15 protein-coding genes and 1 pseudogene are annotated in these 23,719 nt (G+C 72.0%); 3 read left to right on the top strand and 13 right to left on the bottom strand.

The genetic code is table 11. The annotated features are described in order from the left end of the window. Positions 1-26 precede the first annotated feature (26 nt). Positions 27-1,241, top strand: coding sequence for a helix-turn-helix domain-containing protein (locus ACZ7OY_RS08920; RefSeq protein ID WP_471910755.1), 1,215 nt, complete (start codon positions 27-29; stop codon positions 1,239-1,241). Between the two features lie 141 nt (positions 1,242-1,382). On the opposite strand, the gene ACZ7OY_RS08925 is transcribed toward ACZ7OY_RS08920, so the two are convergent. Next, on the bottom strand, positions 1,383-2,282 hold the full coding sequence (locus tag ACZ7OY_RS08925; protein ID WP_471910756.1) for a phosphotransferase family protein: 900 nt from the start codon (positions 2,280-2,282) through the stop codon (positions 1,383-1,385). 27 nt (positions 2,283-2,309) lie between these two features. Next, positions 2,310-2,903: a DUF4291 domain-containing protein gene (locus ACZ7OY_RS08930; RefSeq protein ID WP_471910757.1), complete on the bottom strand. Its 594-nt coding sequence runs from the start codon at positions 2,901-2,903 to the stop codon at positions 2,310-2,312. Positions 2,904-3,106: 203 nt separating this feature from the next. Here ACZ7OY_RS08930 and ACZ7OY_RS08935 point away from each other — a divergent pair, with 203 nt between their 5' ends. Beyond that, positions 3,107-3,847 carry an SIR2 family NAD-dependent protein deacylase gene (locus tag ACZ7OY_RS08935; protein ID WP_471910758.1) on the top strand — a complete coding sequence of 247 codons (741 nt, stop codon included), beginning with the start codon at positions 3,107-3,109 and terminating at the stop codon, positions 3,845-3,847. Here ACZ7OY_RS08935 and ACZ7OY_RS08940 read toward each other — a convergent pair. From ACZ7OY_RS08940 to ACZ7OY_RS08955, 4 genes are all read right to left on the bottom strand, one after another. Beyond that, the gene (locus ACZ7OY_RS08940; RefSeq protein ID WP_471910759.1) at positions 3,844-4,335 is read right to left on the bottom strand and encodes a methylated-DNA--[protein]-cysteine S-methyltransferase; all 492 of its coding nucleotides are present in this window, start codon (positions 4,333-4,335) and stop codon (positions 3,844-3,846) included. The two genes, ACZ7OY_RS08935 and ACZ7OY_RS08940, sit on opposite strands and share 4 nt — an antisense overlap. An 11-nt stretch (positions 4,336-4,346) precedes the next feature. Beyond that, a complete protein-coding gene (locus ACZ7OY_RS08945; RefSeq protein WP_471911196.1) occupies positions 4,347-5,816 on the bottom strand; it encodes an AlkA N-terminal domain-containing protein in 1,470 nt (489 codons plus the stop codon). A 124-nt stretch (positions 5,817-5,940) separates the two neighbouring features. Further along, the gene (locus ACZ7OY_RS08950; protein WP_471910760.1) at positions 5,941-6,426 is read right to left on the bottom strand and encodes a DUF7144 family membrane protein; all 486 of its coding nucleotides are present in this window, start codon (positions 6,424-6,426) and stop codon (positions 5,941-5,943) included. Continuing rightward, positions 6,423-7,856: a hypothetical protein gene (locus tag ACZ7OY_RS08955; protein WP_471910761.1), complete on the bottom strand. Its 1,434-nt coding sequence runs from the start codon at positions 7,854-7,856 to the stop codon at positions 6,423-6,425. Before ACZ7OY_RS08955 ends, ACZ7OY_RS08950 begins: the two co-directional genes overlap by 4 nt. Positions 7,857-7,981: 125 nt before the next feature. Between ACZ7OY_RS08955 and ACZ7OY_RS08960 the strand changes: the two are divergent. After that, a pseudogene (locus tag ACZ7OY_RS08960) lies at positions 7,982-8,410 on the top strand (M24 family metallopeptidase); the annotation flags it as partial. A gap of 567 nt (positions 8,411-8,977) precedes the next feature. Here the strand turns inward: ACZ7OY_RS08960 and ACZ7OY_RS08965 are convergent. The 7 genes from ACZ7OY_RS08965 to ACZ7OY_RS08995 all read right to left on the bottom strand — a co-directional run bounded on the left by ACZ7OY_RS08965 (position 8,978) and on the right by ACZ7OY_RS08995 (position 23,394). Beyond that, the gene (locus tag ACZ7OY_RS08965; RefSeq protein WP_471910762.1) at positions 8,978-11,356 is read right to left on the bottom strand and encodes a SpoIIE family protein phosphatase; all 2,379 of its coding nucleotides are present in this window, start codon (positions 11,354-11,356) and stop codon (positions 8,978-8,980) included. Between the two features lie 809 nt (positions 11,357-12,165). After that, entirely contained in the window at positions 12,166-13,578 is a 1,413-nt protein-coding gene (lpdA, locus tag ACZ7OY_RS08970) for a dihydrolipoyl dehydrogenase (protein ID WP_471910763.1), read from the bottom strand. Between the two features lie 205 nt (positions 13,579-13,783). Further along, positions 13,784-17,920: a molybdopterin-dependent oxidoreductase gene (locus tag ACZ7OY_RS08975; RefSeq protein WP_471911197.1), complete on the bottom strand. Its 4,137-nt coding sequence runs from the start codon at positions 17,918-17,920 to the stop codon at positions 13,784-13,786. Between the two features lie 385 nt (positions 17,921-18,305). Beyond that, positions 18,306-18,821 (bottom strand): O-acetyl-ADP-ribose deacetylase, encoded by a 516-nt coding sequence (locus ACZ7OY_RS08980; protein WP_471910764.1) that lies wholly within the window; start codon positions 18,819-18,821, stop codon positions 18,306-18,308. A gap of 70 nt (positions 18,822-18,891) precedes the next feature. Continuing rightward, complete coding sequence (locus ACZ7OY_RS08985; RefSeq protein ID WP_384724609.1) at positions 18,892-20,304, bottom strand: phytoene desaturase family protein; 1,413 nt, start codon at positions 20,302-20,304, stop codon at positions 18,892-18,894. Positions 20,305-20,603: 299 nt separating this feature from the next. Continuing rightward, positions 20,604-21,449, bottom strand: coding sequence for an inositol monophosphatase family protein (locus ACZ7OY_RS08990; RefSeq protein WP_471910765.1), 846 nt, complete (start codon positions 21,447-21,449; stop codon positions 20,604-20,606). Positions 21,450-21,564: 115 nt separating this feature from the next. Next, on the bottom strand, positions 21,565-23,394 hold the full coding sequence (locus ACZ7OY_RS08995) for a gamma-glutamyltransferase family protein (protein WP_471910766.1): 1,830 nt from the start codon (positions 23,392-23,394) through the stop codon (positions 21,565-21,567). Positions 23,395-23,719 lie beyond the last annotated feature (325 nt).

The raw sequence follows: 23,719 nt of genomic DNA on the forward strand, positions 1-23,719 counted from the left end.
GATACGAGCAGAGGTGGGCGCGGGTCGTGGCAGCAGCCGACGAGGAGGCGACGGGGTTCGCGGAGCTGCTGACGGGTCTGAAGGCCCGTACGGATCGCAGCTATGCGGATCTCGCCCGGTGCCTGGGCATGAACGTCTCCACGCTGTACCGCTATTGCTCGGGGGAGGCGGTGCCACGGGAGTTCGCCGTGGTGGAACGTTTCGCTGTGCTGTGCGGGGCCTCGTCCCGGGAGCGCGTGGAGTTGCACCGGCGGTGGATCCTTGCCGTCGCGGAGCGCCGGCGGTCCCGCACCCGGCCTGTACCGGGCGTGACACCCGCGCACCCCGCACCGCCGTCGCCGGCGCCGTCTCCATCACCGTCACTGTCGCCGTCGCCGGAAGCGGCGCCCGAAGCCATGGATGTGCGGTCTTCCCGTGTCCGGTGGCGACGGCGCCCGGCCGTGGTGTCCATGGTCCTGGGCGCCGTGTTCGGGCTGACCGCTGCGGGGCTGTCGGCGTTCCCCGGGTTCCTGGACCGGGGTCCGCCCGGCGGCGGGGCATCGCCGCACCACGGCCCGTCGACGTCGCCCGCCGTGGTCCGGGTACGGCCGTCCGCCCAGGCCGCCCCGTTCACCTGGACGGTGAACTCCCATGTGTGGGAGGACGACTGCGGCCACGACTACGTCATCAACAGGCCCCCGGGACAGGTCCCGCCGCCGCCGTCCGTCGAGGACGCCGAGGCGTGGGCGAACGCCCAGGACGCGGTGCACGGCGGGGAGACGACCGTGCAGGTGGCGGTGCAGGGGCGTACCTCCTCGGCCGTCGTCCTGGAGGCACTGCACGTGCGGGTCGTACACCGCGCCGCACCGCCCGGCGGTGGGGCCTTCGACTACGACACGTCCGCGGGCTGCGGCGGAGGCATCACGCCCAGGTCCTTCGAGGTGGGTCTCGACGCCCCCGATCCCGTTGCCCAGGCGGTGCCCGGGCGCAAGGGGGACGTGATCGTGCCCGCACGGCGGTTTCCGTACCGGGTCTCCGTGCAGGACCCGGAGGTGCTGCGGGTCACGGCACGGACCGGGTACTGCGCCTGCGAGTGGTATCTCGACCTCGACTGGTCCTCGCAGGGACGCGTCGGCACGATACGGATCGACGACCACGGCCGCCCCTTCCACACCGTCGCTGTCACGGGCCTGCCGCGCTACACGTACGCCGGTTCACCCCGGCACTGGATCCCGGAACCACCCCGAACCGGCTCCTCGTGACTCGTCCAGGACTTCGGCATCGAGATCGAGCAGCTCCACCGGTGCCGGAGCCGCCGAGCTGGATAGGCGGCGGGGGGCCTTCCTCGTACACGACGGTCGAGAGCGGAGCGCCCTCCCCGAGCACGAGAGGCCATTCGGCACCTACGGCGGGAACAGCCATGCCATCGTGGCAAGGCTCTTGTCGACGTACGTGCGGCGTTCCGTCTCGATGCCGTATGCCAGGTCCTCGAGGAGACTGCACCTGGCGTAGAACGCGGCGCGCTCGCGGAGAGCCGCGAGGTCGTTGGCGTCGGTTCGGTAGTTGCTGATGGCGGCGCGGAGAGCGGCGGGGCCGAGATCGCGGTACAACAGCCCGAAGTCGCAGGCCGGATCGACGACCGCTGCGTCGCTCCAGTCGATGACGCCGGTCACCGTCCATGCGACCGGGTCGACGAGGACGTGTTCTATCCCCAGATCGTTGTGGGAGAACACCGGGGTGTGTCCGTCGTGCGGTGGTGCGGCAGCCAAGAACGCCTCGACGGGCCGGCGGTGCGCTGCCGGTACCTGACGGGCCACCGTCCCATAGTTCTCCATGGCCTCTTGTCGCCACTCGGCCGGCGGCTGGTGATCCGCGTCCACCGCACCGGCCAGCCGTTCGATCGGAACGGCATGCAGCGCGGTGAGCAACTCGCCGAGGGTTGCGCCGATCGACGCGCCGTGGACCGATCGCTGGTGCCGCGACATGTCCAGCAGCGGCGCACCGGGCAGTCTGCGGTAGGCCAGACATCCCTGCTCCGCGACCGTGAACGCCGGTACGGGGACCGGCAGCGGCGAGATGTCGGCGACGGCGGCGAGCACGCGGGCCTCGCGGCTCACCAGGGCGCTCCGCCGTACTGGATCGGGCTCCTTGCTGAAGCGCACGATCAGCTCACCGTTGACCTCGTACGCCACGTTGTCCAGGCCCTCGCCGAGCGGCACGACGGACTCGACCCGGCAGTCGGGCATGTGCGCGACCACGACGCCAAGCACGCCCGCGATCCGGTCGCGGCTGCGACTGGTCATGCGCAGACCGTACCAATCGGTCGCCGGTCAGTGACGCAGATGGGCCAGCAGTTCTTCACCGGCGGGGTACCCCTGCTCCTGGGGGAGCAGTCGGGTGGCCGAGTCCAGTTCGCCGTCCCTGACGAGTGCGTGGATCTCGTGGACGAGCGGGGTCACGTCGCTGATGGAGACGATCCACTCGTCCGCGTAGCGCGACGACGCCTCACCCGAGAGCCCCAGTTGCAGCGAGCGGTGCGGCAGGGGACGCAGGTGCAGATCCCGTTCCGGATCCCACTGCACACGGGCCGGTGCGCGCTTGAGGGCACGCTGCCAGGTGACCCGATCGGGATGCAGACCGCGAACGTAACTCGACAGGCAGGCATGACGCAGCGCCCAGTCGAAGCCGTCACGAGTGATCTCGACGGCGAGGACGGTCTCCTGCCCCTCCTTCGTTCCCCAGCCGGAGCGGTACATCATCCACATGAAACTGGGTTTGATCCACGTCATGCGATCGGGCTTCCACGCGGCGGGGAAACGACCCTTGCGGGCGGCGGGTCCGCCGATCTCCGGGCGGTACGCCTGGTAGACGGTGATCGTGGACGCCGTGTGGAGCGCGCGGATCCTGCGGTGCGGTTCTTCCATGGCGTACAGCGTGGGCTCGGCCGGCTCGGGTGACCATCGATTTTCGACCCGTTGCCCGATCCGACGAAGCACGCCGGTCGCGGGCGACAGACAGCTGCCCGCGCGAACCGAACCGCGTCCGGCGCATGGAGCGACATCTCAGCCCGGTGCGGCCCCTGATATCCGCTCGCCCCGGGAAGGGAGGCCGTCCTACTCTCGGGCCCATGAACAAGCCTCTCGTCGCCATCCTGAGTGGTGCCGGTGTCTCCACCGATTCCGGTATCCCCGACTACCGCGGGCCCAACGGGCTGTGGCGACGGGATCCCGAGGCCGAGAAGCTCGTGACGTACGAGTACTACATGGGTGATCCGGAGATCCGGCGGCGGTCGTGGCAGATGCGGCGCGAGAACCGGGCGCTGCTGGCCGAGCCGAACGCGGCGCACCTCGCCGTCGCCGAGCTGGAGCGGGCCGGGGTACCGGTGCGGGTGATCACGCAGAACGTGGACGGGCTGCATCAGCTCGCCGGGCTGTCCGCTCGCAAGGTCGTCGAACTGCACGGCACCGCACGGAAGTTCGTCTGTACGAAGTGTCATGCGCGGGGGTCCATGGAGGACGCCCTGGCACGCGTCGAGGCGGGTGAGGACGACCCGCCGTGCCTGGAGTGCGGTGGGATCCTCAAGTCGGCCACCGTGATGTTCGGCGAGCGCCTCGACCCGGTCGTGCTCGGTGACGCGCTCGCCATCACCAAGGCCTGCCAGGTGTTCATCGCCGTCGGCACCAGCCTCCAGGTCCAGCCCGCCGCCGGGCTCGCGGGGGTCGCCGCGGACCACGGGGCACGGCTGGTCATCGTCAACGCCGAGCCGACGCCGTACGACGAGATCGCGGACGAGGTCGTACGGGAGCCGATCGGGACGGCGCTGCCCGCGCTGTTGCGCGGGCTCGCAGGCACGGACGACCAGGCCTAGAACAGGGCTGTTCCGCATTCGAAGTCCAGCAGGCGCTGTTTGCGGTCCAGGCCGCCTCCGTAGCCGGTGAGGCTGCCGCTCGCGCCGATGACGCGGTGGCAGGGGACGATGATGCCGATGGGGTTCTTGCCGTTCGCCAGGCCCACCGCGCGGGAGGCCTTGGGATTGCCGAGGGCGTCGGCCAGTTCGCCGTAGGTGCGGGTCTCGCCGTACGGGATGGCGCGCAGCTGGTCCCAGACGGTCTGCTGGAACGGCGTCCCCGTCAGGCGCAGTTCGAGGGTGAACTCCTTCAACTCGCCGGAGAAGTAGGCCTCCAGCTGTTCCTCGGTTTCGCCGAAGGCGGTGGCGTCGTGCGTGCCGAAGGACTCCTCGGGCGGGCGGTGGCGCTGCTCGGTCATGTAGAGGCCGCTCAGCACGCCGTCGTCGGCGACGAGCGTGAGGGGGCCGTACGGGCTGTCGATGACGGTGTGGTGCCGGACGGGGTTCATGGTGGATGTCCTTAAACGGGCAGGAAGTTGATCGGGTGGCTGTCCGTCGCCCAGAGGTACTGGACCGCGTAGGCCCGCCAGGGGCGCCAGGCCGCCGCGCGGGCGGTCAGCGCCGCCGAGGTCGAGGGCAGGCCCAGCTCCTGGGCGGCGCGGCGGATGCCGAGGTCGGTGGGGAGGAACGCGTCGGGGTCGCCCAGGGCGCGCATGGCGATGACGTCGACCGTCCAGGGGCCGAAGCCGGGGAGGGCCAGCAGGCGCTCCCGGGTCTCCTGCCAGTCGCTGTCCATGCCCAGGTGGATCGACTTCTCGGCGAGTGCGGTGACGAGGGTGGTGAAGGTCGTACGGCGGGTGCGGGGCATCGCCAGCGTCTCGGGGTCGAGGCCGGCCAGCGCCTCCGGTGACGGGAACAGGTGGGTGAGGCCGCCTTCGGGGTCCTCGACCGGTTCGCCGTGCGCGACGACCAGCCGGGCCGCGTGGGTGCGGGCGGCGGCCGTGGAGACCTGCTGGCCGAGCACGGCCCGTACGGCGAACTCCGCCTCGTCGACGGTACGGGGGACCCGCCGCCCCGGGGCCTTGTCCACCAGGGGCGCGAGCACCGGGTCGGTGCGCAGATGGTCGTCGACCGCGACCGGGTCGGCGTCCAGGTCGAGCATGCGGCGGCAGCGGCTGATGGCCACGGGCAGGTCGCGCAGATCGCTGAGGGTGAGGCGGCAGGCGATGTGGTCGGGCCGCGGGGTCAGCCCCACGATGCCGTGCCCGTACGGCAGCCGCAGCGTGCGCCGGTAGGCGCCGTCCCGCCACTCCTCCACGCCCGGTACGGCCGTCGCCGCCAGGTGGCCGAAGAGGTTGTCGGGGTTGAGCGGGGCGCGGAACGGCAGGCGGAGGGTGAGGACACCGGGGGTCAGGGCGGCCGACGTCCTCGGACGGCGGGCGCGCAGTTCGCTCGGGGCGAGCGCGAAGACCTCGCGGACGGTGTCGTTGAAGGTGCGGATGGACGAGAAACCGGCGGCGAAGGCGATCTCCGCCATCGGCAGCGCGGTCGTCTCGATCAGCAGCCGGGCGGTCTGGGCGCGCTGCGCGCGGGCGAGGGCGAGCGGTCCGGCGCCCAGCTCGGCGAGCAGCTGGCGCTCGACCTGGCGGGGGCTGTAGCCGAGCCGCGCGGCCAGACCCGGTACGCCCTCGCGGTCCACGACCCCGTCGGCGATGAGCCGCATGGCGCGGGCGACCAGGTCGGCGCGCTGGTTCCACTGCGGAGATCCGGGGCTGGTGTCGGGGCGGCAGCGCTTGCACGCCCGGAAGCCGGCCTGCTGGCAGGCGGCCGCGCTCGGGAAGAACGTCATGTTCTCCGGCTTGGGCGGCACGGCCGGGCAGCTGGGCCGGCAGTAGATGCGGGTGGTCACGACGGCGGTGAAGAACCAGCCGTCGAAGCGCGCGTCCTTGGACTGGACGGCGCGCACGCAGCGTGCCCGGTCGGTGTGCATCCCGTTGTTCGGCATGTGTCCAGCATCCGCCACGGGACGAGCCGGGGCTGGCGGGAATCCGACATCAGCGTCGGCTGTGCAGGACGTCCGTGGATCGCCGGACGGTCCGGCAGGCGCCGGCCGGTCAGCCCGCTCCCTCCTGGCGGGAGAGCAGCGCCCAGATCACGAACAGGTCGATCGCGATCATGGTGATCGGCCAGAAGACCGCGTACGGCAGGAACAGGAACTGGGCGACGAGGCTGAGCGCTGCGAAGCAGATGCCCGCGATCCTGGCCCAGGCCATCCCCTTGAGCAGGCCCCCGCCGGTGACGGCCAGCAGCACTCCGATGACCAGGTGGATCCAGCCCCAGCCGGTGAGGTCCATCGCGTAGACGTAGGCGCCGGTGCGGACGAAGACGTCGTCACGGGCGATCGCCGAGATGCCCTGGAGGGCGGACAGCACACCGCTGCACAGCATCAGGACCCCGGCGAAGGTGACGCCGCCGCTGACCCAGCTGTCCCGCTCCCGCGAGGCGGCGGTGCCGTCCGGCGGGCGGTTCCAGGCGGTGCCGATGCCGTCCCGCTCGTCGTCGGCCGGGCGGTCGGCCCGGTGCGCTGGATCCTGGCTCATGCGGGTGTCCTCTCGGGTCCCCCTCGATGCGGTCCCCCGTCAGGCGGCGGTCCCCCGTCGGCCGGTACCTTCCCCTTGCCGTCCTCGTCCAGGAAGTCGACGACGCACAGGGCGAAGAGCAGGGCGAGGGCGAGGCCGATCACCACCCAGCCGGTCGGGTACGACCACAGGAGGTACGCCAGGACCGCCGCGGCGACCAGGATCCAGGTGATCCAGGTGCGGAAGCGGTGGACGAACGGCCCGACGGGGCCGGTACGCATCCCCGCCCGGTCGGCGGTGGCGCGGGCCGCGCCGATGCCGGAGTGCCAGAGCTGCCGCACCAGGCCGGCGTGGCGCTGGGGTCCGGTCAGCCAGGCGGCGACGGCGATCACCACGCACACGGCGACCACCGCACGGACCGAGGTGTGCAGGAAGCGGGTGAGCGCGTCGTACACGGACGCCGCCGCGGGCTGTGAGACTCCGCTCGGCAGGTGGTCCAGGTACACGACCCGGAAGACGGTCAGGGCGATGCCCAGCAGGAGCGTGGCGAACCCGAAGCAGAGTGCGGCGACGATCAGGGTCCGGCGGCGGTGGACGGAGAGCAGGACGCCCGCCACGGCCAGCAGCACCGCGATGACGGGCAGCCAGTCACCGGCGATCTGGAGCAGCCGGAAATAGGTCTTGATCTTGCCGATGTCCTTGGACTGGACGACGGTGATGTTGGTGTGGATCTCGGGGATCTTCCCCGCGACCGTCATGCCCGAGTCGACCAGGCGGCTCTTGACCTGGTCCACGACCGGGGCGAGGTCCACGGTGACGGCGTCGTTCTCCAGTTTCACCGCGCCGCCGCCGCTGCCCGTCAGCGCCTTGTCCAGGCTGCTATGGATCTTGCGGTTGGCCTCGGTCCAGATCCGGGCGAAGACGTCGGAGGCGGCGACCGCCCGCGCCTTGTCGTGTACGAAGCTGCTGACCGCGCCCTCCAAGGAGTTCCCCAGTGCGCCCAGCGCCTTCTCCAGCAGAGGCCGGTCGGTCGGCGCCACCCCTTCCAGCAGCGTGGGCAGGTCGAGGTGCTGCATCACGGCGTCGGTGACCCGGGTGGCGACGGCGTTCTGGATGTCGGGGTCGGAGGCCAGCGGCGCGACGGTCTGCACATAGCGGTTCGTGTCGCCGACGATGCTGGAGGTCCAGGCCGCGACCACGCCGAGCGGGGCGAGCAGACAGCCGAGGACGACGAGCACGGTGGCGACGAACGAGCGCGTCCTGTGGTGCGACGGGCGCGGGGCGGCCTGCCTCGCCTCCAGCGCCGCGATCCGCGAGTGCAGCTGCTCCAGTTCGGTGTGGGAGACGTCCGGGCCGGGTCCGTCCCGGTCGGAACCACCCCGGCCGGGCCCACCGGGGTCGGGTCCGCCCCGGCCGGACGGGTCCGGGCCGGAGGCGGGGCTGTCCGGCATGGCGGCCTCCCTCATCCATCGGTGTTGCTGGTGCCGTGGGCACCAGTCCGGTGGATGTCAGGAGATCCCGCCCGCGCGGCGACGGCGAGCGCTGCGGGCCGTCCGGGTGAACGGGCCCGCAGGGCGTGGAGTGGGCCGCGGAAGATCCTCAAGCGCGCTCTCCGGGACATGCCCGCCTCGTCGTAGCCGACGGCAACGCCGACGGCCGCCGCACGACCCGTACACCCAACCCGGCACTCCTCCGAGAGGTTGCAATCCCATGGCCCGAGAACACTTCACCCAGCAAGAACTCGCCGACTTCGAACCGGCCCAACGACTGGCCGACCGACCGCCCCCTGCGCCGGGGCGAGGCCGTCATCCTCGGCGTCGGGCCCGTGGTCGGCAACGCCGCCTGTGACATGGGCTACTCGTGCACACTCGGCGGCGAGGACAGCGAGGAGTTCCACGAGGCTCGCATGGCGCTCGAGCCGTACCGCGCCCTGATCCTGCAGCTCGTCCGGCGCGGAGCCACCCAGGCCCAGATCTACCGGCAGGTCGACGAGCTGATCGCCGACCAGGGCTTCGAGAACATCCACAGCTACTACCCCGGCTCGGTCATCGCGCACAAGGTCGGCAAGGTCCCCGGCACCCGACTGCCCACCTTCCGGATCAACGGATTCAGCCCGCAGGCCCTCGCCTACCTCAGCGGCCATCTCCTGTCGTCCGCGATCCGCCCCCGCCTGAACCAGTCACCGCTGTGGAACGAGGGCGCCGACCAGCCCTGCGAGCCCGGCCTGCGAGCCCGGCCTGTGGGCCGTCGAGCCGCACATCGGAAAGGGAGACATCGGCGTGAAATGGGAGGAGATGCTCGTGGTCACCGAGGACGATGCCTACTGGCTCGACGACGACCTGCCGCACACGCGCTACCGGACGCAGCACAGCGTCGGCTGAATGCATTCCGCGGTCGTGACGGTGAGCCTCCTCCGCGGCATGCTGGTGACGAAGTTGCCGCCAGGACGGGTAGTTGGCTCGCGGTGGCGCGGCAGTACAGCATCTGCTCGTCGGGCGCGGGAGGCTGCTCTCGGGCTGTGTGGTGGCTCCCCTGGCGGCGGCCTCCGCATCCTCATGTGGCTACCTCGCCGTCAGGAGGGGCTCGGAGGAATCTCCTCCGGGCCGGCAGCGCCCGGGCTTGGTATGGCCTGTTCGGCCCAGATGGTCTTTCCCCGGGCGGAGTAGCGGGTGCCCCAGCGGTGGGCGAGCTGGGCGACCAGGAAGAGGCCGCGGCCGCCTTCGTCGGTCTCGTAGGCATAGCGCAGATGCGGGGTGGTGCTGCAGCCGTCGCTGACCTCGCAGATGAGCCCGCGGTCTCGAATCAGGCGCAGGCCGACGGGCCCGGTCCCGTAGCGGATGGCGTTGGTGACGAGTTCGCTGACGATCAGCTCGGTGGTGAAGTCCAGGTCGTCCAGTCCCCAGTCGGCAAGCTGCCGGAGGCTCAAGGCGCGGGCGGTGGTGACGACTGCGGGGTCCGGGGAAAGGGTCCAGGTGGCCACCCGGTCCGCGGACAGCACCCGCGTGCGTGCCAGCAGCAGGAGGAAACCTTCGTCGTCGTCGGGTCTGTAGGCACGGATGAATGCGTCGCAGCTGTCCTCCAGGGGGCGGTCGGGATTGCTGCTCAGCATCTGACAGACGATGCGGGTCGCAGGTGACGGGTCGGCGTTCCCGGCCGGTGCCAGACCGGTGGTGAGCAGCGCCAGCGTGCTCCCCTCCAGCAGTTGCACGGCTACGGTCCGGTATGGCGGGTGCCGTGTGCCCAGCGGAGGACCCTCCGGGATGTCGGGGATCTCGACCTGGCCCTGCGGGCTGACGACCGACGCCGCCGGATGACCGGCTCGGGCGAGCGTGCAGCGGCGGGAGATGGGGTCGTAGACCGCGTACAGGCAGGACGCTCCCTGCATGTGGTTCCTGGCCGATGCTGCGCGGGGATCGTCAGCGGGCTCGTCGCTGCGTCCGGTCACCAGATCGTGCAGTTTGCCGAGCAGTTCGTCGGGGGCCAAGTCCTGTGCAGCGAGCGTGTTGATGGCCATGCACAGCTGCCCCATCGCGGCAGCGGCGGCGATGCCCTGACCGGCGATGCGGCCCACGACCAGCGCAACCCGCGCGCCGGAGAGGGGAATGACGTCGAACCAGTCTCCCGGCCTGTGTGCCGATGAATGGCGCCAGGCCACCTCCGCGGCGTTCTGTGGCGGCACGGACCGCGGCAGCAGGGTGCGCTGCAGGGTTTGGGCGGCATTGCGTTCGCGGGTGTACTGGCGTGCGTTGTCGATGCACACAGCTGCCCGGGCGCAGAGTTCGGAGGCGAGGACCAGGTCGTCCTCACCGTACGGATCGGGCTCCTGCGCCCGGAAGAAGCTGGCCAGGCCGAGGACCACACCGCGGGCGGCGAGAGGTACGACTATCAGGGAGTGGACCGCATTGGCGTGGATGTGCGCTGTGCGACGGTCGTCGGCGGGCATCTCGCCGATCCGAAGGTGCGGCACCACGATGGGGTGCAGCTCGGTCAGGGCGGCGATGTGAGACGGGAGCAGGTACTCGACCAACTCCCCGGTGCCGTACGCCGGGTGGGCGTCGGTCGCCCGGACGCTCTTGAAGGCCGCGCGTCGCAGTCGGGTCCGCATGCTGACAGGACCTGGTGGGGACGCCTCGCCACGGAGCACACCGTCCAGCACGTCGACGGTGGCGACGTCTGCGATGGCTGAAACCGCGGCGCCGACAAGCTCCTCCGCCGTCGTGCCGACGTCGAGCGTGGTGCCGATCCGGGTGCCTGCCTCCACCAGGAGGTCCAGGCGTGCCCGGGCCCGTTCCCGCTCGCTCACGTCCTGGGAGGCCACGAGGACCCCGATACTGTGCCCGGCCGAGTCCCTGAGGGGCAGCAGGGTCACGGAGTAGACATGATCGTGGGCGGGATCGGCGGGAGGGCGGCCGCTGTGCAAGAAGCTCAGAGGCAGACCGCTCTCGACCACATGGCGGAGCTTTTGCTCGATCCCCTCGTCGACCAGGCCTGGCGCAATGTCGTGCACATGTTGACCGATGGCCTCCGGACCCACGGCGCCGCGGACTCCCGGACCGGAGAGATTCAGGCGCATCAGCCGCAGGTCGCCACCGACGACCTGGAGGCCGAACGGGGAGTCGGTCAGCAGCGCCCGGAGCAGTGCAGCGTCGATCTCGTCCTGGGCAGTGTCCGAGACCGTGATCAACCGCACCTTCCAGTGCAGGGCTTCGCCGGGTCGGGGCAGCGGGTCGACCACTGCGCGGACCGCCACCCGGCGGCCGTCCCGGTGTCGGGCTGCGATCTGCACGGCAGTCTCCGTGCCACCCGGCTGCTCGCCCAGGAACAGGGAGACGTGGCGGCCCAGTGTTTCCTTCGCGGAGTAGCCGAGGAGCTGCTCGGCCTCCCGGCACCACTGCACGACGTTGCCCCGCTCGTCGAGGACGAGCCGGGCCTCGCACGGCCGTGCACACATGAGGCGGGCGTCACCCGAGGGCAAGCTTTGCCATGGTCAACACCTTCGAGGACCGAACAGCAGACATATTTCTATTTGCCCACAATGTCCACCACCTGGCAATCGGCGGTGATTGACATGCGTACGGCCGGACGGCCCGGGTACTCCGAGCCGAAACCGAGGCAGCCGAACTCGGCGAGCCGGCATGCGTCCCGACCGGGCCAGGCGGGCCGGTGCAGTGGTTCCCCCTGGCTGGGCAAGGACGTCAACCGGCTCGGCAGTCTTACCGTCGAGCGGAGACAGTGGAGCATCTCGATTAGGCGTCTGCTCAAGCCCTCTCACGTGAATCCAGCCGGAGGTGGCAAGGCTGCCTGCATTGCTTCGTGATACGAGGGAACGGCCTCGCACGAGTTCAACGACAGCCAACGCCGCCCGACCAGACCTCAAGCTGATGTATCGCCTGTTCCAGTGGGTCAGGGCCGACCCGCTGCAAATCTGCTGACCGAAGCCTGCAGGGGCACACTGCCGGGTGCGGTCATCGTGCTGATCTCCTTCGTGACTCGACATCTCAGAGATCAGCCGGTGGCCGTTCATCTATGCGGGCATCAGCCAGAGGCCGGAGCAATCCCCCGGGTCAGGTCGACCCGTACATCACTTCCCAGGACGCAACCCTCGGCACCGCCCCTGAGCTGCTGGGCCGCGGGAACTTCTGGGCCGTCTGTGGGCCGTACGAGGGGGATCGACGACGACCGACAACGACTGTCAACGACCCTGATTCGTTGCCGTTGCCCTGGTCGGCGGTCGATCCCCCTGGTGCGGTCGGACACGCCTCACATGTTGATCATGTGTCCGGCCAGACCGTGCACCGCCTCCTTGACCGCCTCCCCGAGGGTCGGGTGGGCGTGCACGTTGCGGGCGACCTCGTGGACGGTGAGGTCCCACTGCTGGGCCAACGTCAGCTCGGGCAGCAGCTCGGTCACGTCGGGGCCGATCAGGTGACCGCCGAGCAGCTCGCCGTGCCTCGCGTCGCTGATCAGCTTCACGAAGCCGGTGGTGTCGCCGAGGCCGTGCGACTTGCCGTTCGCGGTGAAGGGGAACTTCGCCACCTTCACGTCGTGGCCCAGTTCCCGGGCCTGTGCCTCGGTGTAGCCGAAACTGGCGATCTGCGGCTGGCAGTAGGTGGCCCGCGGGATCATCACGTAGTCCAGTTCCATGGTCTCCGCGTCCGCGAGCGTCTCGGCGGCGATCACGCCCATCGCCTCGGCGGCGTGCGCGAGCATCAGCTTGGCGGTGACGTCGCCGATGGCGTAGATGTGCGGCACGGAGGTACGGCAGCGGCCGTCCACGTCGATGGCGCCCCGCTCGGTGACGCGCACCCCGGTGTTCTCCAGGCCGTAGCCCGTGACGTTGGGCGCGAAGCCGATCGCCTGGAGGACCTTGTCGGCCTCCAGGACCTGCTGGGTGCCGTCCTTGCCGGTGACCGTGACCCGGACCTGCGGGCCCGACTCGTCGATCGACTCGACCCGGGTCGAGGTGAGCACGCCGATGCCCAGCTTGCGGTACTGCTTGGCGAGTTCGGCCGAGACCTCGACGTCCTCCAGGGGCGCGACACGGTCCAGGAACTCGACGACCGTCACCTTCACGCCGTAGTTGTGCAGGACGTAGGCGAACTCGATGCCGATGGCCCCGGCGCCCGCGATGACGATCGACTGCGGCAGGTCCTCGGCGAGGATCTGCTCCTCGTAGGTGACCACCCGGGACGTGCGGCGGGTGCCGGGGAGCAGCCGGGGCGTGGCGCCGGTGGCGATGATGCAGTGGTCGAAGCCGATCGTGCGGACGTCTCCGTCGTACCCGGCGACCTGGATGGTGTGCGGGTCGAGGAAGGTGCCGCGGCCGTCGAGCTCGGTGATCTTGTTCTTCTTCATCAGGTAGTGCACGCCCTTGACCCGGCCGTCCGCGACCCGGCGGCTGCGCCGGAACGCCTCGCCGTAGTCGAAGGAGACCTCGCCGTCGACCTTGATGCCGAAGGTCTTGGCCTCGCGGGTGAAGATGTGCGCGAGTTCGGCGTTGCGCAGCAGGGCCTTGGTGGGGATGCAGCCCACGTTCAGGCAGACGCCGCCCCAGTACTTCTCCTCGACGACGGCGACGCGCTTGCCCAGCTGGGCGGCGCGCACCGCTGCGACATAGCCGCCGGGGCCCGCGCCGAGGACCACGACGTCGAAGCGATCGTCCTGCTCGACCATGAGGAATTCCTTTTCGGTCTCTTGGGTCTTTTCGTACTGCCCTTCGTACCGTCGCCGGAACGGCACGCCGGCCGGAGCGGGCGGTGAGGTCTGCCCCTGCGCCTCACGGATTGTTTCGTCCCTGCCACGTTCCCGCCACACGGTCCGGCGGCGTGCCGCGTGAGCGAATCGGTTCGAGCCGGCCGGCGGAAGGGCCGGGGAACGGTCAGTAGACGTCGCGGACGTAGCGCTTGTCGGCGGCGAGTTGCTTGACGTAGGCCGCCGCCTCGGCTTCGCCGAGTCCGCCGTGGACGGCGGCGATGTCCCGCAGGGCCCGGTCGACGTCCTTCGCCATGCGCGAGGCGTCGCCGCAGACGTAGAAGCGGGCGCCGTCCTGGAGCCAGGACCACAGCTGGGGGCCGTGCTCGCGCATCCGGTCCTGCACATAGACCTTGGCACGCTGGTCGCGGGAGAAGGCGGTGTCCAGGCGGGTGAGGGTGCCGTCGGCCCGGAAGGCGGCCAGCTCCTCCTCGTAGTAGAAGTCGGTGGCGCGGTGCTGCTCGCCGAAGAAGAGCCAGTTGGGGGCCCGGTGACCGACCGCGCGGCGCTCCTCCAGGAAGCCGATGAAGGGCGCGACACCGGTGCCGGGGCCGATCATCACGGCGGGTGTGCCGGGGTCGGCGGGCGGGCGGAAGTGCGGTGCGCGCTGGACGTGGACCGGCACCGGGGTGCCGGGCTCGGCGTCGGCGAGGAACGGGGAGCAGACGCCGTGGCGGGGGCGGCCGTGCAGGTTCTCGTACCGGACGACGGAGACCGTCAGGGAGACCAGGTGCGGGTCGGTCAGCGGGCTGGAGGAGATGGAGTACAGGCGCGGTTGCAGCCGGCCGAGGACCGCAGCCCACTCCTGGGCCCCGGCCCGTACGCCGAACTCGGCGACCACGTCGACGGCTTGCCTGCCCCAGGACCACTTCGCCAGCTCGCCCTTGTTGTCCGGGCGCAGCAGCCGCTTCAACTCCCGCGGGTCGCGGGCGCGTTCGGCGACGAAGCGGAGCAGGTCCGGGGTGATGCGGGTGATGTCCAGATGCCGCAGCAGGGCCTCGCCGAAGGGTGTCTCGCCCAGCCCGTCGAGGTGCACGGCCGGGTCCGCGGCGGACGCGCCGAGCGTGCCGTCCGGGCCGGGCACGGCACCGTCCAGGCCGGTGACGGTCAGCCACTCCCGCACCAGAGCAGGGGAGTTGAGCGGGCGGACACCGAGGGCATCGCCCGTCTCGTAGACGAGCGGGGTCTCGCTGTCGCGGGTGTCGAAGGTGAAGCGGCGCACCTCCTTGTCCGAACCCGGGCGGCTCAGCAGGCGGTTGCCGGTGAGGCGGGCGGTGACCGGGGCGGGCCGCCGGGAACGGGGGGCGGCCACAGCGGGGGCTACGGAGACGGCGGAGGCGGGGGAGGCGGCGGAGGCCGGGGGTGCGGGGGCCGGGTGCGCGGAGGCGAGGGCGGCGAGCACCTGGTCCAGCCAGGCCTCGGCGCTGCTCTCGAAGTCCGGTTCGCAGTCCGTGCGCGGGGCGAGGCGCAGCGCGCCCAGCTCGTCCATCCGCAGGTCGAGCCGTCGGCCGTGCCCGCAGAAGTCGTCGTACGAGGAGTCCCCGAAGGCGAGCACGGCGTAGCGGCGCCCCTCCAGGCGCCGGGCGTCGGGGGCGGTGAGGCTGTCCCAGAAACCGGTGCCGTTGTCGGGGGCGTCGCCGTCGCCGAACGTGCTCGTGATCAGCAGGAGGTCGGCGTCGGAAGGCAGTGCGCCGAGGTCGGTCTCGTCCATGGCGACGAGGGACGCGGTGTGGCCGTCCGCGGTGAGCCGGTCCGCGGTGGCGGCGGCGAAGTCCTCGGCGTTCCCGGTCTGCGAGGCCCACAGGATCAGCACCTCGCGGGCCGGGGCCGACGGGGCCGGGAGCACCGGCGGGGCGGCGGCCGCGGTCCGCGAGTACATGCCGGCGAGGGTGCCGTTGACCCACAGGGCGTGTTCGGGGGTGAAGGGCGCGTCCGGCGGGAGCACCGGGACGCCGGGCGTGCCGGAGGGGATCCCGGCGAGGAAGCCGGTGAGGTACAGGCGCTCGCGCTCGGACAGCACCGGCGGCGGTGCCGGGGCGAGACCGAAGGGGGCCGCGGACGCGGGCACGGCGAGGGCGCCGGAAGCGGTGCCGGCCGGGCCCGCTGCAGTGGCGCCGGGAGCCGGGGTGACGACCGCCGCACTCCCGGCGGTCGCCGCGGTGGCCGGGGGCTGCACCGTGACGGGAGTGGACACCCGGGTGAGGGACACCGCGCACACCTTGAACTCGGGCTGGAAGGAGAGCGGGTCGACGGCGTCGCTCGTCACGGCGTTGACGCTCAGGTACTCCCCGAACAGGTCGTTCCAGTGGAACGGCGCGAAGCACGCCCCGGGGAGCACCCGGTCGGTGACCACCGCGGGCAGTACCGCACGGCCGCGCCGCGAGGCGACCTCCACCGAGTCGCCGTCGGCTATGCCCAGTGCGGCCGCGTCCTCGGGATGCACCTCCACGAACGGTCCGGGGTCGAGCTTGTTCAGCTTGGCCACCTTCGCCGTCTTGGTCAGCGTGTGCCACTGGTGCTGGAGCCGGCCGGTGTTGAGGAGATACGGGTAGTCGTCGTCGGGCAGTTCGGCGGGCGGAAGGTGCGGGCGGGCGTGGAAGACGGCGCGGCCGCTCGCGGTGGGGAAGGTGAGCGTGCCGTCCTCGTTCACGTAGCGCACGGGGTTGCGGTCGGGGCCGTCGGCGGTGGCGGCCGGCCACTGCACGGGGGTGGAGCGCAGTCGCTTGTAGCTCACTCCGCGCAGGTCGTAGCCGGTCCCCGGGTTCCAGGCCCGCTTGATCTCCTCGAAGATCTGCTCGGCGTCGGTGTAGCAGAACGCGTCCTCGTAGCCCATCGCGCGGGCCACGGCCGCGATGATCCGCCAGTCGGCCGTCGCCTCGCCCGGCGGGTCGGCGGCGGGCTGGGCGAGGGTGAGGTTGCGCTCGCTGTTGATCAGGACGCCCTCGGTCTCGGTCCACAGGGCGCCGGGCAGGACGACGTCGGCGTACGCGTTCGTCTCGGTGTCGGTGAAGACGTCCTGGGTGACGACGAACTCGGCGGCCTCCAGTCCCTCGATGACCGTCCTGCGGTTGGCGACGGAGGCGACCGGGTTGGTGCAGATGATCCAGCAGGCCTTGATCTCGCCGTCGGCCATCTTCCGGAACATCTCGACCGTGCCCTTGCCGACGCCGTCCGCCCGGATCGTGCCCGGCGGCAGCTCCCACAGCTCCTCGACGAAGGCGCGGTCGGCGTCGACCAGGACGGACCGCTGGCCCGGGAGTCCGGGGCCCATGTAGCCCATCTCCCGGCCGCCCATGGCGTTGGGCTGGCCGGTCAGGGAGAAGGGGCCGCTGCCCGGACGGCAGATCGCGCCGGTCGCCAGGTGCAGGTTGACCAGGGCGTTGGTGTTCCAGGTGCCGTGGGTGGACTGGTTGAGGCCCATCGTCCAGCAACTGGTCCACTCCCCCGCCTCGCCGATCAGCCGGGCGGCCTCGCGCAGGTCGTCCTCCGCGATGCCGGTGAGCTCGGACACGGTGGCCGGCGGGTAGTCGGCGAGGAACTCGGGCATCGCCTCCCAGCCCTCGGTGTACGCGGCGACGAACGCGGGGTCGGTATGGCCGTTCGCGTGCAGCAGGTGCAGCAGGCCGTTCAGCAGGGCCAGGTCCGTACCCGGCTTGACCTGGAGGAACAGGTCGGCCTTGGCGGCGGTCGCGGTGCGTCGCGGGTCCACGACGATGAGCTTGGCGCCCGACTTCACCCGGTCCATCATGCGCAGGAAGAGGATGGGGTGGCAGTCGGCCATGTTCGAGCCGATGACGAGGAAGACGTCCGCCAGGTCGAGGTCCCGGTAGGAGCCGGGCGGGCCGTCCGCGCCGAGCGAGAGTTTGTAGCCGGTGCCCGCGCTGGCCATGCACAGCCGGGAGTTGGACTCGATCTGGTTGGTCCGCAGATAGCCCTTGGCCAGCTTGTTCGCCAGGTACTGGGCCTCCAGGCTCATCTGCCCGGAGACATAGAGGGCGACCGCGTCGGGCCCGTGCTCGTCGACGATCGCCCGCAGCCGCCGCGCGGTCTCGGCTGTCGCCGCGTCCACGGGGGCGGGCTCCGGTTCCTGCCCGCGGTCCGACCGCACCAGGGCCGTGGTCAGCCGCCCGGGGGCGGACAGCAGGTCGGCCGTGGTGGCGCCCTTGGTGCACAGCCGGCCGAAGTTCGCGGGGTGCTCCTTGTCGCCGGACGCCTTCAGGACCGTACGACGGCCGTCCGGGCCGCGGCCGACGTCGAGGACCATGCCGCAGCCGACACCGCAGTACGAGCAGACCGTCCGCACCTTCGACGTGCTTGCGTTCTGCGAGTCCGGCGCGGTCACGGGCGCCCCCTCTCCGATGATCGGCCCGGTTTCGACCTTCCGTGACCGTACGAAGAGCGGATTACACGCACGTCTCGTGGGCTGATCACCGGGGGTTAATCCCGGCGCACACGCGGGCGGCGGCCGATGTGAGCGGGCGGCGGGCCGTACCGCCACCCGGCCTGCACCCCGGGTCGGCGCCCCTCGGCTGAGGCCGGCGGCCGGCAGGCGCTCCTCGGCCGAGGCCGGCGCCCGGCAGGCGCCCCTCAGCCGAGGCCGGCGGCCGGCAGGCGCCCCTCGGACGAGGCCGACGGCCAGCAGGCGCCCCTCAGCCGAGGCCGGCGGCCGCGGCGAACGCCTCGTACGCCCGCTCGTCGAAGAGGACGAAGCGGACCTCCTCCACCGAGGTGTCGGCGGCGCGCACGGTATCCACCGCGATCCGGGCGCCGTCGTCCATCGGCCAGCCGTAGATGCCGGTGGACACCGCCGGGAACGCGACGGTACGGGCCCCGAGGCCGTCGGCCACCCGCAGTGACTCCCGGTAGCAGGAGGCCAGCAGTGCCGAGCGGTCCTCGTCGGCCGACCAGACCGGGCCGACGGTGTGGATCACCCAGCGGGCGTCCAGTTCGCCCGCGGTGGTGGCGACCGCCTGGCCGGTGGGCAGGCCCTTGCCGTACTGGGAGGCGCGCAGCCGTCGGCAGTCCTCCAGGATCGCGGGGCCGCCCCGCCGGTGGATGGCGCCGTCGACACCACCGCCGCCGAGCAGCGAGGAGTTCGCGGCGTTGACGACGGCGTCGACGGACTGCCGGGTGATGTCGCCCCGGACGAGCGTGATCGTGGTCATGCCCGTCTCTATACCAGCTCGGCCGCCGGACCCGGCCGCGCACACGGGCGCGCCGGGAAAGGCGGCCCGGTCAGGGCTGTTGCCGCAGCCTGCGCCAGACGGCCTTCGCCGCGTTGTGTCCGGACATGCCGTGCACGCCGGGCCCCGGCGGGGTGGCCTGGGAGCAGATGAACACGGCCGGGTGCGGGGTGTTGTAGGGGTGCAGCGACAGTTTCGGACGCAGCATGATCTGGAGTCCTGAGGCCGCGCCGGTGGCGATGTCGCCGCCCACGTAGTTGGCGTTGCGGGCGGCGAGTTCGCGCGGACCGGCGACGGCACGGGCGAGGACGCGGTCGCGGAAGCCCGGTGCGAAGCGCTCCAGTTGGCGTTCCATGGCGTCCGTGAGGTCGCCGGTCCAGCCGTTGGGCACATGACCGTAGGCCCAGAAGACCTGTTTGCCCTCCGGGGCCCGGCCGGGGTCGACGACACCGGGCTGCACCGTGATCAGGAACGGTCTCTCCGGTGCGCGGCCCTCCCGGGAGGCCGCGCGCAGCGCCGCGCCGATCTCCGCGCTGCTCGCGCCGATCTGAACCGTGCCGGCGACCCGCGCCTGGGGAGCGGTCCACGGGACCGGTCCGTCCAGCGCGTAGTCGATCTTGAAGGCGCTGGGCCCGTACCGGTATCCCTCGTAGGTGCGGCCGAGGCCCGCGATACGGGCCAGCGCGGTGGGCGAGGTGTCGAAGACGTACGCGCGGGCGGGCGGCAGGTCGTCGAGCCGCTTGACCTCGTAGTCGGTGTGCAGGGTGCCGCCGAGGTCTTGCAGGTAGGCGGCGAGGGCGTCGGAGACGGACTGGGAGCCGCCGCGGGCCACGGGCCAGCCGCGGGCGTGGGCGGCGAGGGCGAAGACCAGGCCGACGGCGCTGGTGGCCACCCCGTCCAGCGGGGCCATGACATGCGCGACGAGACCCGCGAACAGGGTCTTGGCCCGGTCGTCGTGGAAGCGGCGGGTCAGCCAGGTGGACGGCGGCAGGCCGGCGAGTCCGAAGCGGGCGAGGGTGACCGGGTCGCGGGGAAGCGCGGACAGCGGCAGGGACATGAAGTCGCGGACGAGGCCGTCCCAGCGGGGCAGGAACGGCTCGACGAGTCTGCGGTACGCACCCGCGTCACGCGGCCCGAAGGAGGCGGCGGTCTCGGCGACCGAGCGGGACAGCACGGCGGCGGTGCCGTCGGTGAAGGGGTGCGCCATGGGCAGCTCGGCGTGGAGCCATTCCAGGCCGTAGCGTTCGAGCGGCATCGCCCGGAAGGCCGGGGAGTTGATGCCGAGCGGGTGCGCCGCCGAGCAGGGGTCGTGCCGGAAGCCGGGAAGGGTGAGCTCTTCCGTGCGGGCTCCGCCGCCCACGGTGTCACGTGCTTCGAAGAGGGCCACGGAGAAGCCGCGGCGGGCCAGCTCCACGGCAGCGGTCAGCCCGTTCGGCCCCGCACCCACCACGACCGCATCGAGCATCGACGGCACCTTCGGACTCCTTCGTCAGCCGACGGCCACTGGGCATCAGGATATGCCGGGGGGCTGACAGCGTTCACGGCGCGGGTGGGATCGACGGGGTGACGCGGCGGGTGCGACGCCGGCATCGGACCGAACCGGACTCGGGCGGACCGTGGTCCGGACATCGGTACCGGCACCAGCACCAGCACCGGCACCGGGATCAGACCGCTGGGTCAAACACGTACGTCGGACACGTAGGTCGGATACCTGGGCCGGGCTCCCGCGATACCCGTCGGCAGGCCCCGGTCAGGCTTCGCCGGTCAGGCTTCGCCGGTCAGGAGCCCGCGCACCCGCCGGGCCGTGGCCGCGTCCCGCGCCGCCGTGAACGGCAGGGTGTTGCCGCCGGTGACCCGGAACGGTTCGCCGGTGAGGGTCAGGTGGGCGCCGCCCGCCTCCTCGACCAGCAGCAGGCCGGCCGCGTGGTCCCACGCAGCTTCCCAGGAGAAGGCGGTGGCATCCAACTCGCCGCGGGCCACGGCGAGATACTCCAGTCCCGCCGATCCGCAGGGGCGCGGTGCGACCCCGTCCGTCCACAGGCCCAGCAGGGCGCGCTTCTGTGCGTCGGTGGTGTAGTCCGGGTGGGAGGTGGCGATCTCCAGGTCGCGGCCGGGTGCGGGCGGGCCGGCGAACAGCCGCTCGCCGTTCAGGAAGGCGCCGCCGCCCCTTACGGCCGTGGCCAGTTGGCCGCGGACGGGCGCGTAGGTCCAGGAGGCGAGCAGGGTGCCGCGGTGCACGAGCGCGACCAGGGTGCAGAAGCCGTCGTCGCCGTGGACGAACTGCCGGGTGCCGTCGACCGGGTCGACGATCCAGACCAGCGCGTCGCCCTGTATCGCGTCGTACGTCGTGGGGTCGGCGTCGACCGCCTCCTCGCCGACCACGACGGAGCCGGGCAGCAGGGAGGCGAGTTCCTTCGTCAGATAGCGCTCGGCGTTGCGGTCGGCGTCCGTGACCAGATCGTGGGGACCGCTCTTCTGGTCGATGTCGTTCGCGCCGAGCCTGCGGAAGCGCGGCATGATCTCGGCCGCGGCCGCTTCGCGGATCGCCTGTTCGACGTCGACGGAGCGGCGGGCGAGAAACTCGTCGATGGTTTCCGTGTCTTGAATCATGCCTCCATAAGACCACGTACCACTGACAATCCCCTCCGGTTCGGTGTACGGCAGGTGGAATCACCATGAATACCCGGTTCCGCTTCCCGGCGCCGCCCCTGCGGAACCGTCCGTCTCAGCGCCCGACCGCGTACCCCTGCATGCCCCGGGGGTTGGCCGCCGCCGACAGGATCCCGGTCTCCGGGTCCCGGGCGACCGCGCACAGCCGACCCTCGGACCAGGCGTCGGCGACGGTCACGTCATGACCGCGCCGCCGCAGTCCCGCGACGACCCCGGCGGGCATCCGGGACTCGACGGTGACGCTGCCCGGCCGCATTCCGCGCGGGTAGAAGGAGCCGGGGAAGGCGTCGTTGTGCCAGTTCGGGGCGTCGATCGCGCCCTGGAGGTCGAGACCGCCGCGCACCCGCCCGCGCAGCGCGACGGCGAGGAAGAAGTGCAGCTGCCACTGGTCCTGCTGATCCCCGCCGGGCGTACCGAACGCCATGACCGGGACCCCGTCCCGCAGGGCGAGCGACGGCGTGAGCGTGGTGCGGGGGCGGCGGCCCGGGGTGAGGGAGTTCGGCAGCCCCTCCTCCAGCCAGGTCATCTGGAGCCGGGTGCCGAGCGGGAAGCCCAGCTCGGGGACGACCGGGTTGGACTGGAGCCAGCCGCCGCTGGGCGTGGCGGCGACCATGTTGCCCCAGCGGTCGACCACGTCGAGGTGGCAGGTGTCGCCCCGGGTGGCGCCGTCCGCACCCACCTCCGGCTCCCCCGCCGCCGAGGTCGCCGCCACCGTCCCGGCGACCGTCGGCTCGCCCGCGCCCATGGGGTTGAAGCCGGGGTCGTCGGCCGCCACCCGGTGTGCCTGTGCGCTCAGCCGCGGGGTGCGGCCGCCGGGACTGCCGGGCAGCAGCTCGTACGAGGCCTTGTCGCCGACGAGTTGCCGCCGCCCCGCGTTGTACGGCGCGGACAGCAGGTCGTCGAGCGGCACCTCGGCCGCGTCCCCGTACCAGGCCTCCCGGTCGGCCATGGCGAGCTTGCAGCCCTCGACCAGCAGATGGACGTACGCCTCGGAGCCGTACGGGGGCAGCTCGGGCGGGAGCAGGGCGAGCTGCTGGAGGAGGGCCGGGCCCTGGCTCCAGGGGCCGGCCTTGCACAGGGTCCAGCCGTTCCAGTCGTAGGTCACCGGTGTTTCGTAGGACGCGGACCAGCCCGCCAGGTCGGCGGCCGTGAGGGTGCCGGTGTGGTGCTCGCCGCTGGTGTCCAGGGTGGGCCGCCGGGACTGCCGTACCAGCGCCTCGGCGACGAAACCGGTGCGCCACACCTCGCGCGCCGCCTCGATCTGCGCCTCCCGGCCGCCCGCCCCCGCGACCTCCGTGAGCAGCCGTTCCCAGGTGGCGGCCAGGGCGGGGTTGCGGAAGAGCTCACCGGGCCGCGGGGCCCGGCCGCCCGGGAGATAGACGTCCGCCGACGAGGTCCACTCGGTCTCGAACAGCTCCCGGACGGTCTCGACGGTCGCGCCGACCTTGTCCACGGGCGCGTGCCCGTCGCGGGCGTAGCCGATGGCGTACTTCAGGACGTCCGCCAGATGCCTGGTGCCGTGGTCGCGCAGCAGCAGCATCCAGGCGTCGAACGCGCCGGGGACGGCGGCGGCCAGCGGCCCGGTGCCGGGGACGAGATCCAGGCCGAGTCCCCGGTAGTGCGCGACGGTGGCCGCGGCCGGTGCGACGCCCTGCCCGCACAGCACGCGCACCTCGCCGTCCGCGGGGGCGAGCAGGATCGGCACCTCGCCCGCGGGCCCGTTCAGGTGCGGCTCGACGACGTGCAGCACGAAGGCGCCGGCCACGGCGGCGTCGTAGGCGTTGCCGCCGTCCTCCAGCACGGCCATCGCGGACTGCGAGGCGAGCCAGTGGGTGGACGACACCATGCCGAAGGTGCCCTGAAGGGTGGGTCGGGTGGTGAACATGGGCCCCTCGTCTCGATGTCCGCGCGCGACGGCCGAGGCGGTCCGCACCGTGGGCCCGTACCCGGAGGACTCCGGGGAGCTCGGGCCGCGGCCGCCCCGTCCGCTCCCCCGCGAGTCTATCGACGCGCCGTGCCCCCACCGGAGCCGTGCCGTCCGCCGCGTCCCCGGTGTCCGGCGGCCGCCCGACCCGACCCGATCCGGCCACCCGTCCCGGCCCCGCCGTCCCCCTTGCTCCCGCCGTCCGATCCGGTCCCGCCGCCCGATCCGGTCCCGCCGTCCGATCCGGCCACCCGTCCCGGCCCCGCCGTCCCCCTTGCTCCCGCCG

This window comes from Streptomyces sp. NPDC107559 (genome assembly GCF_055657365.1).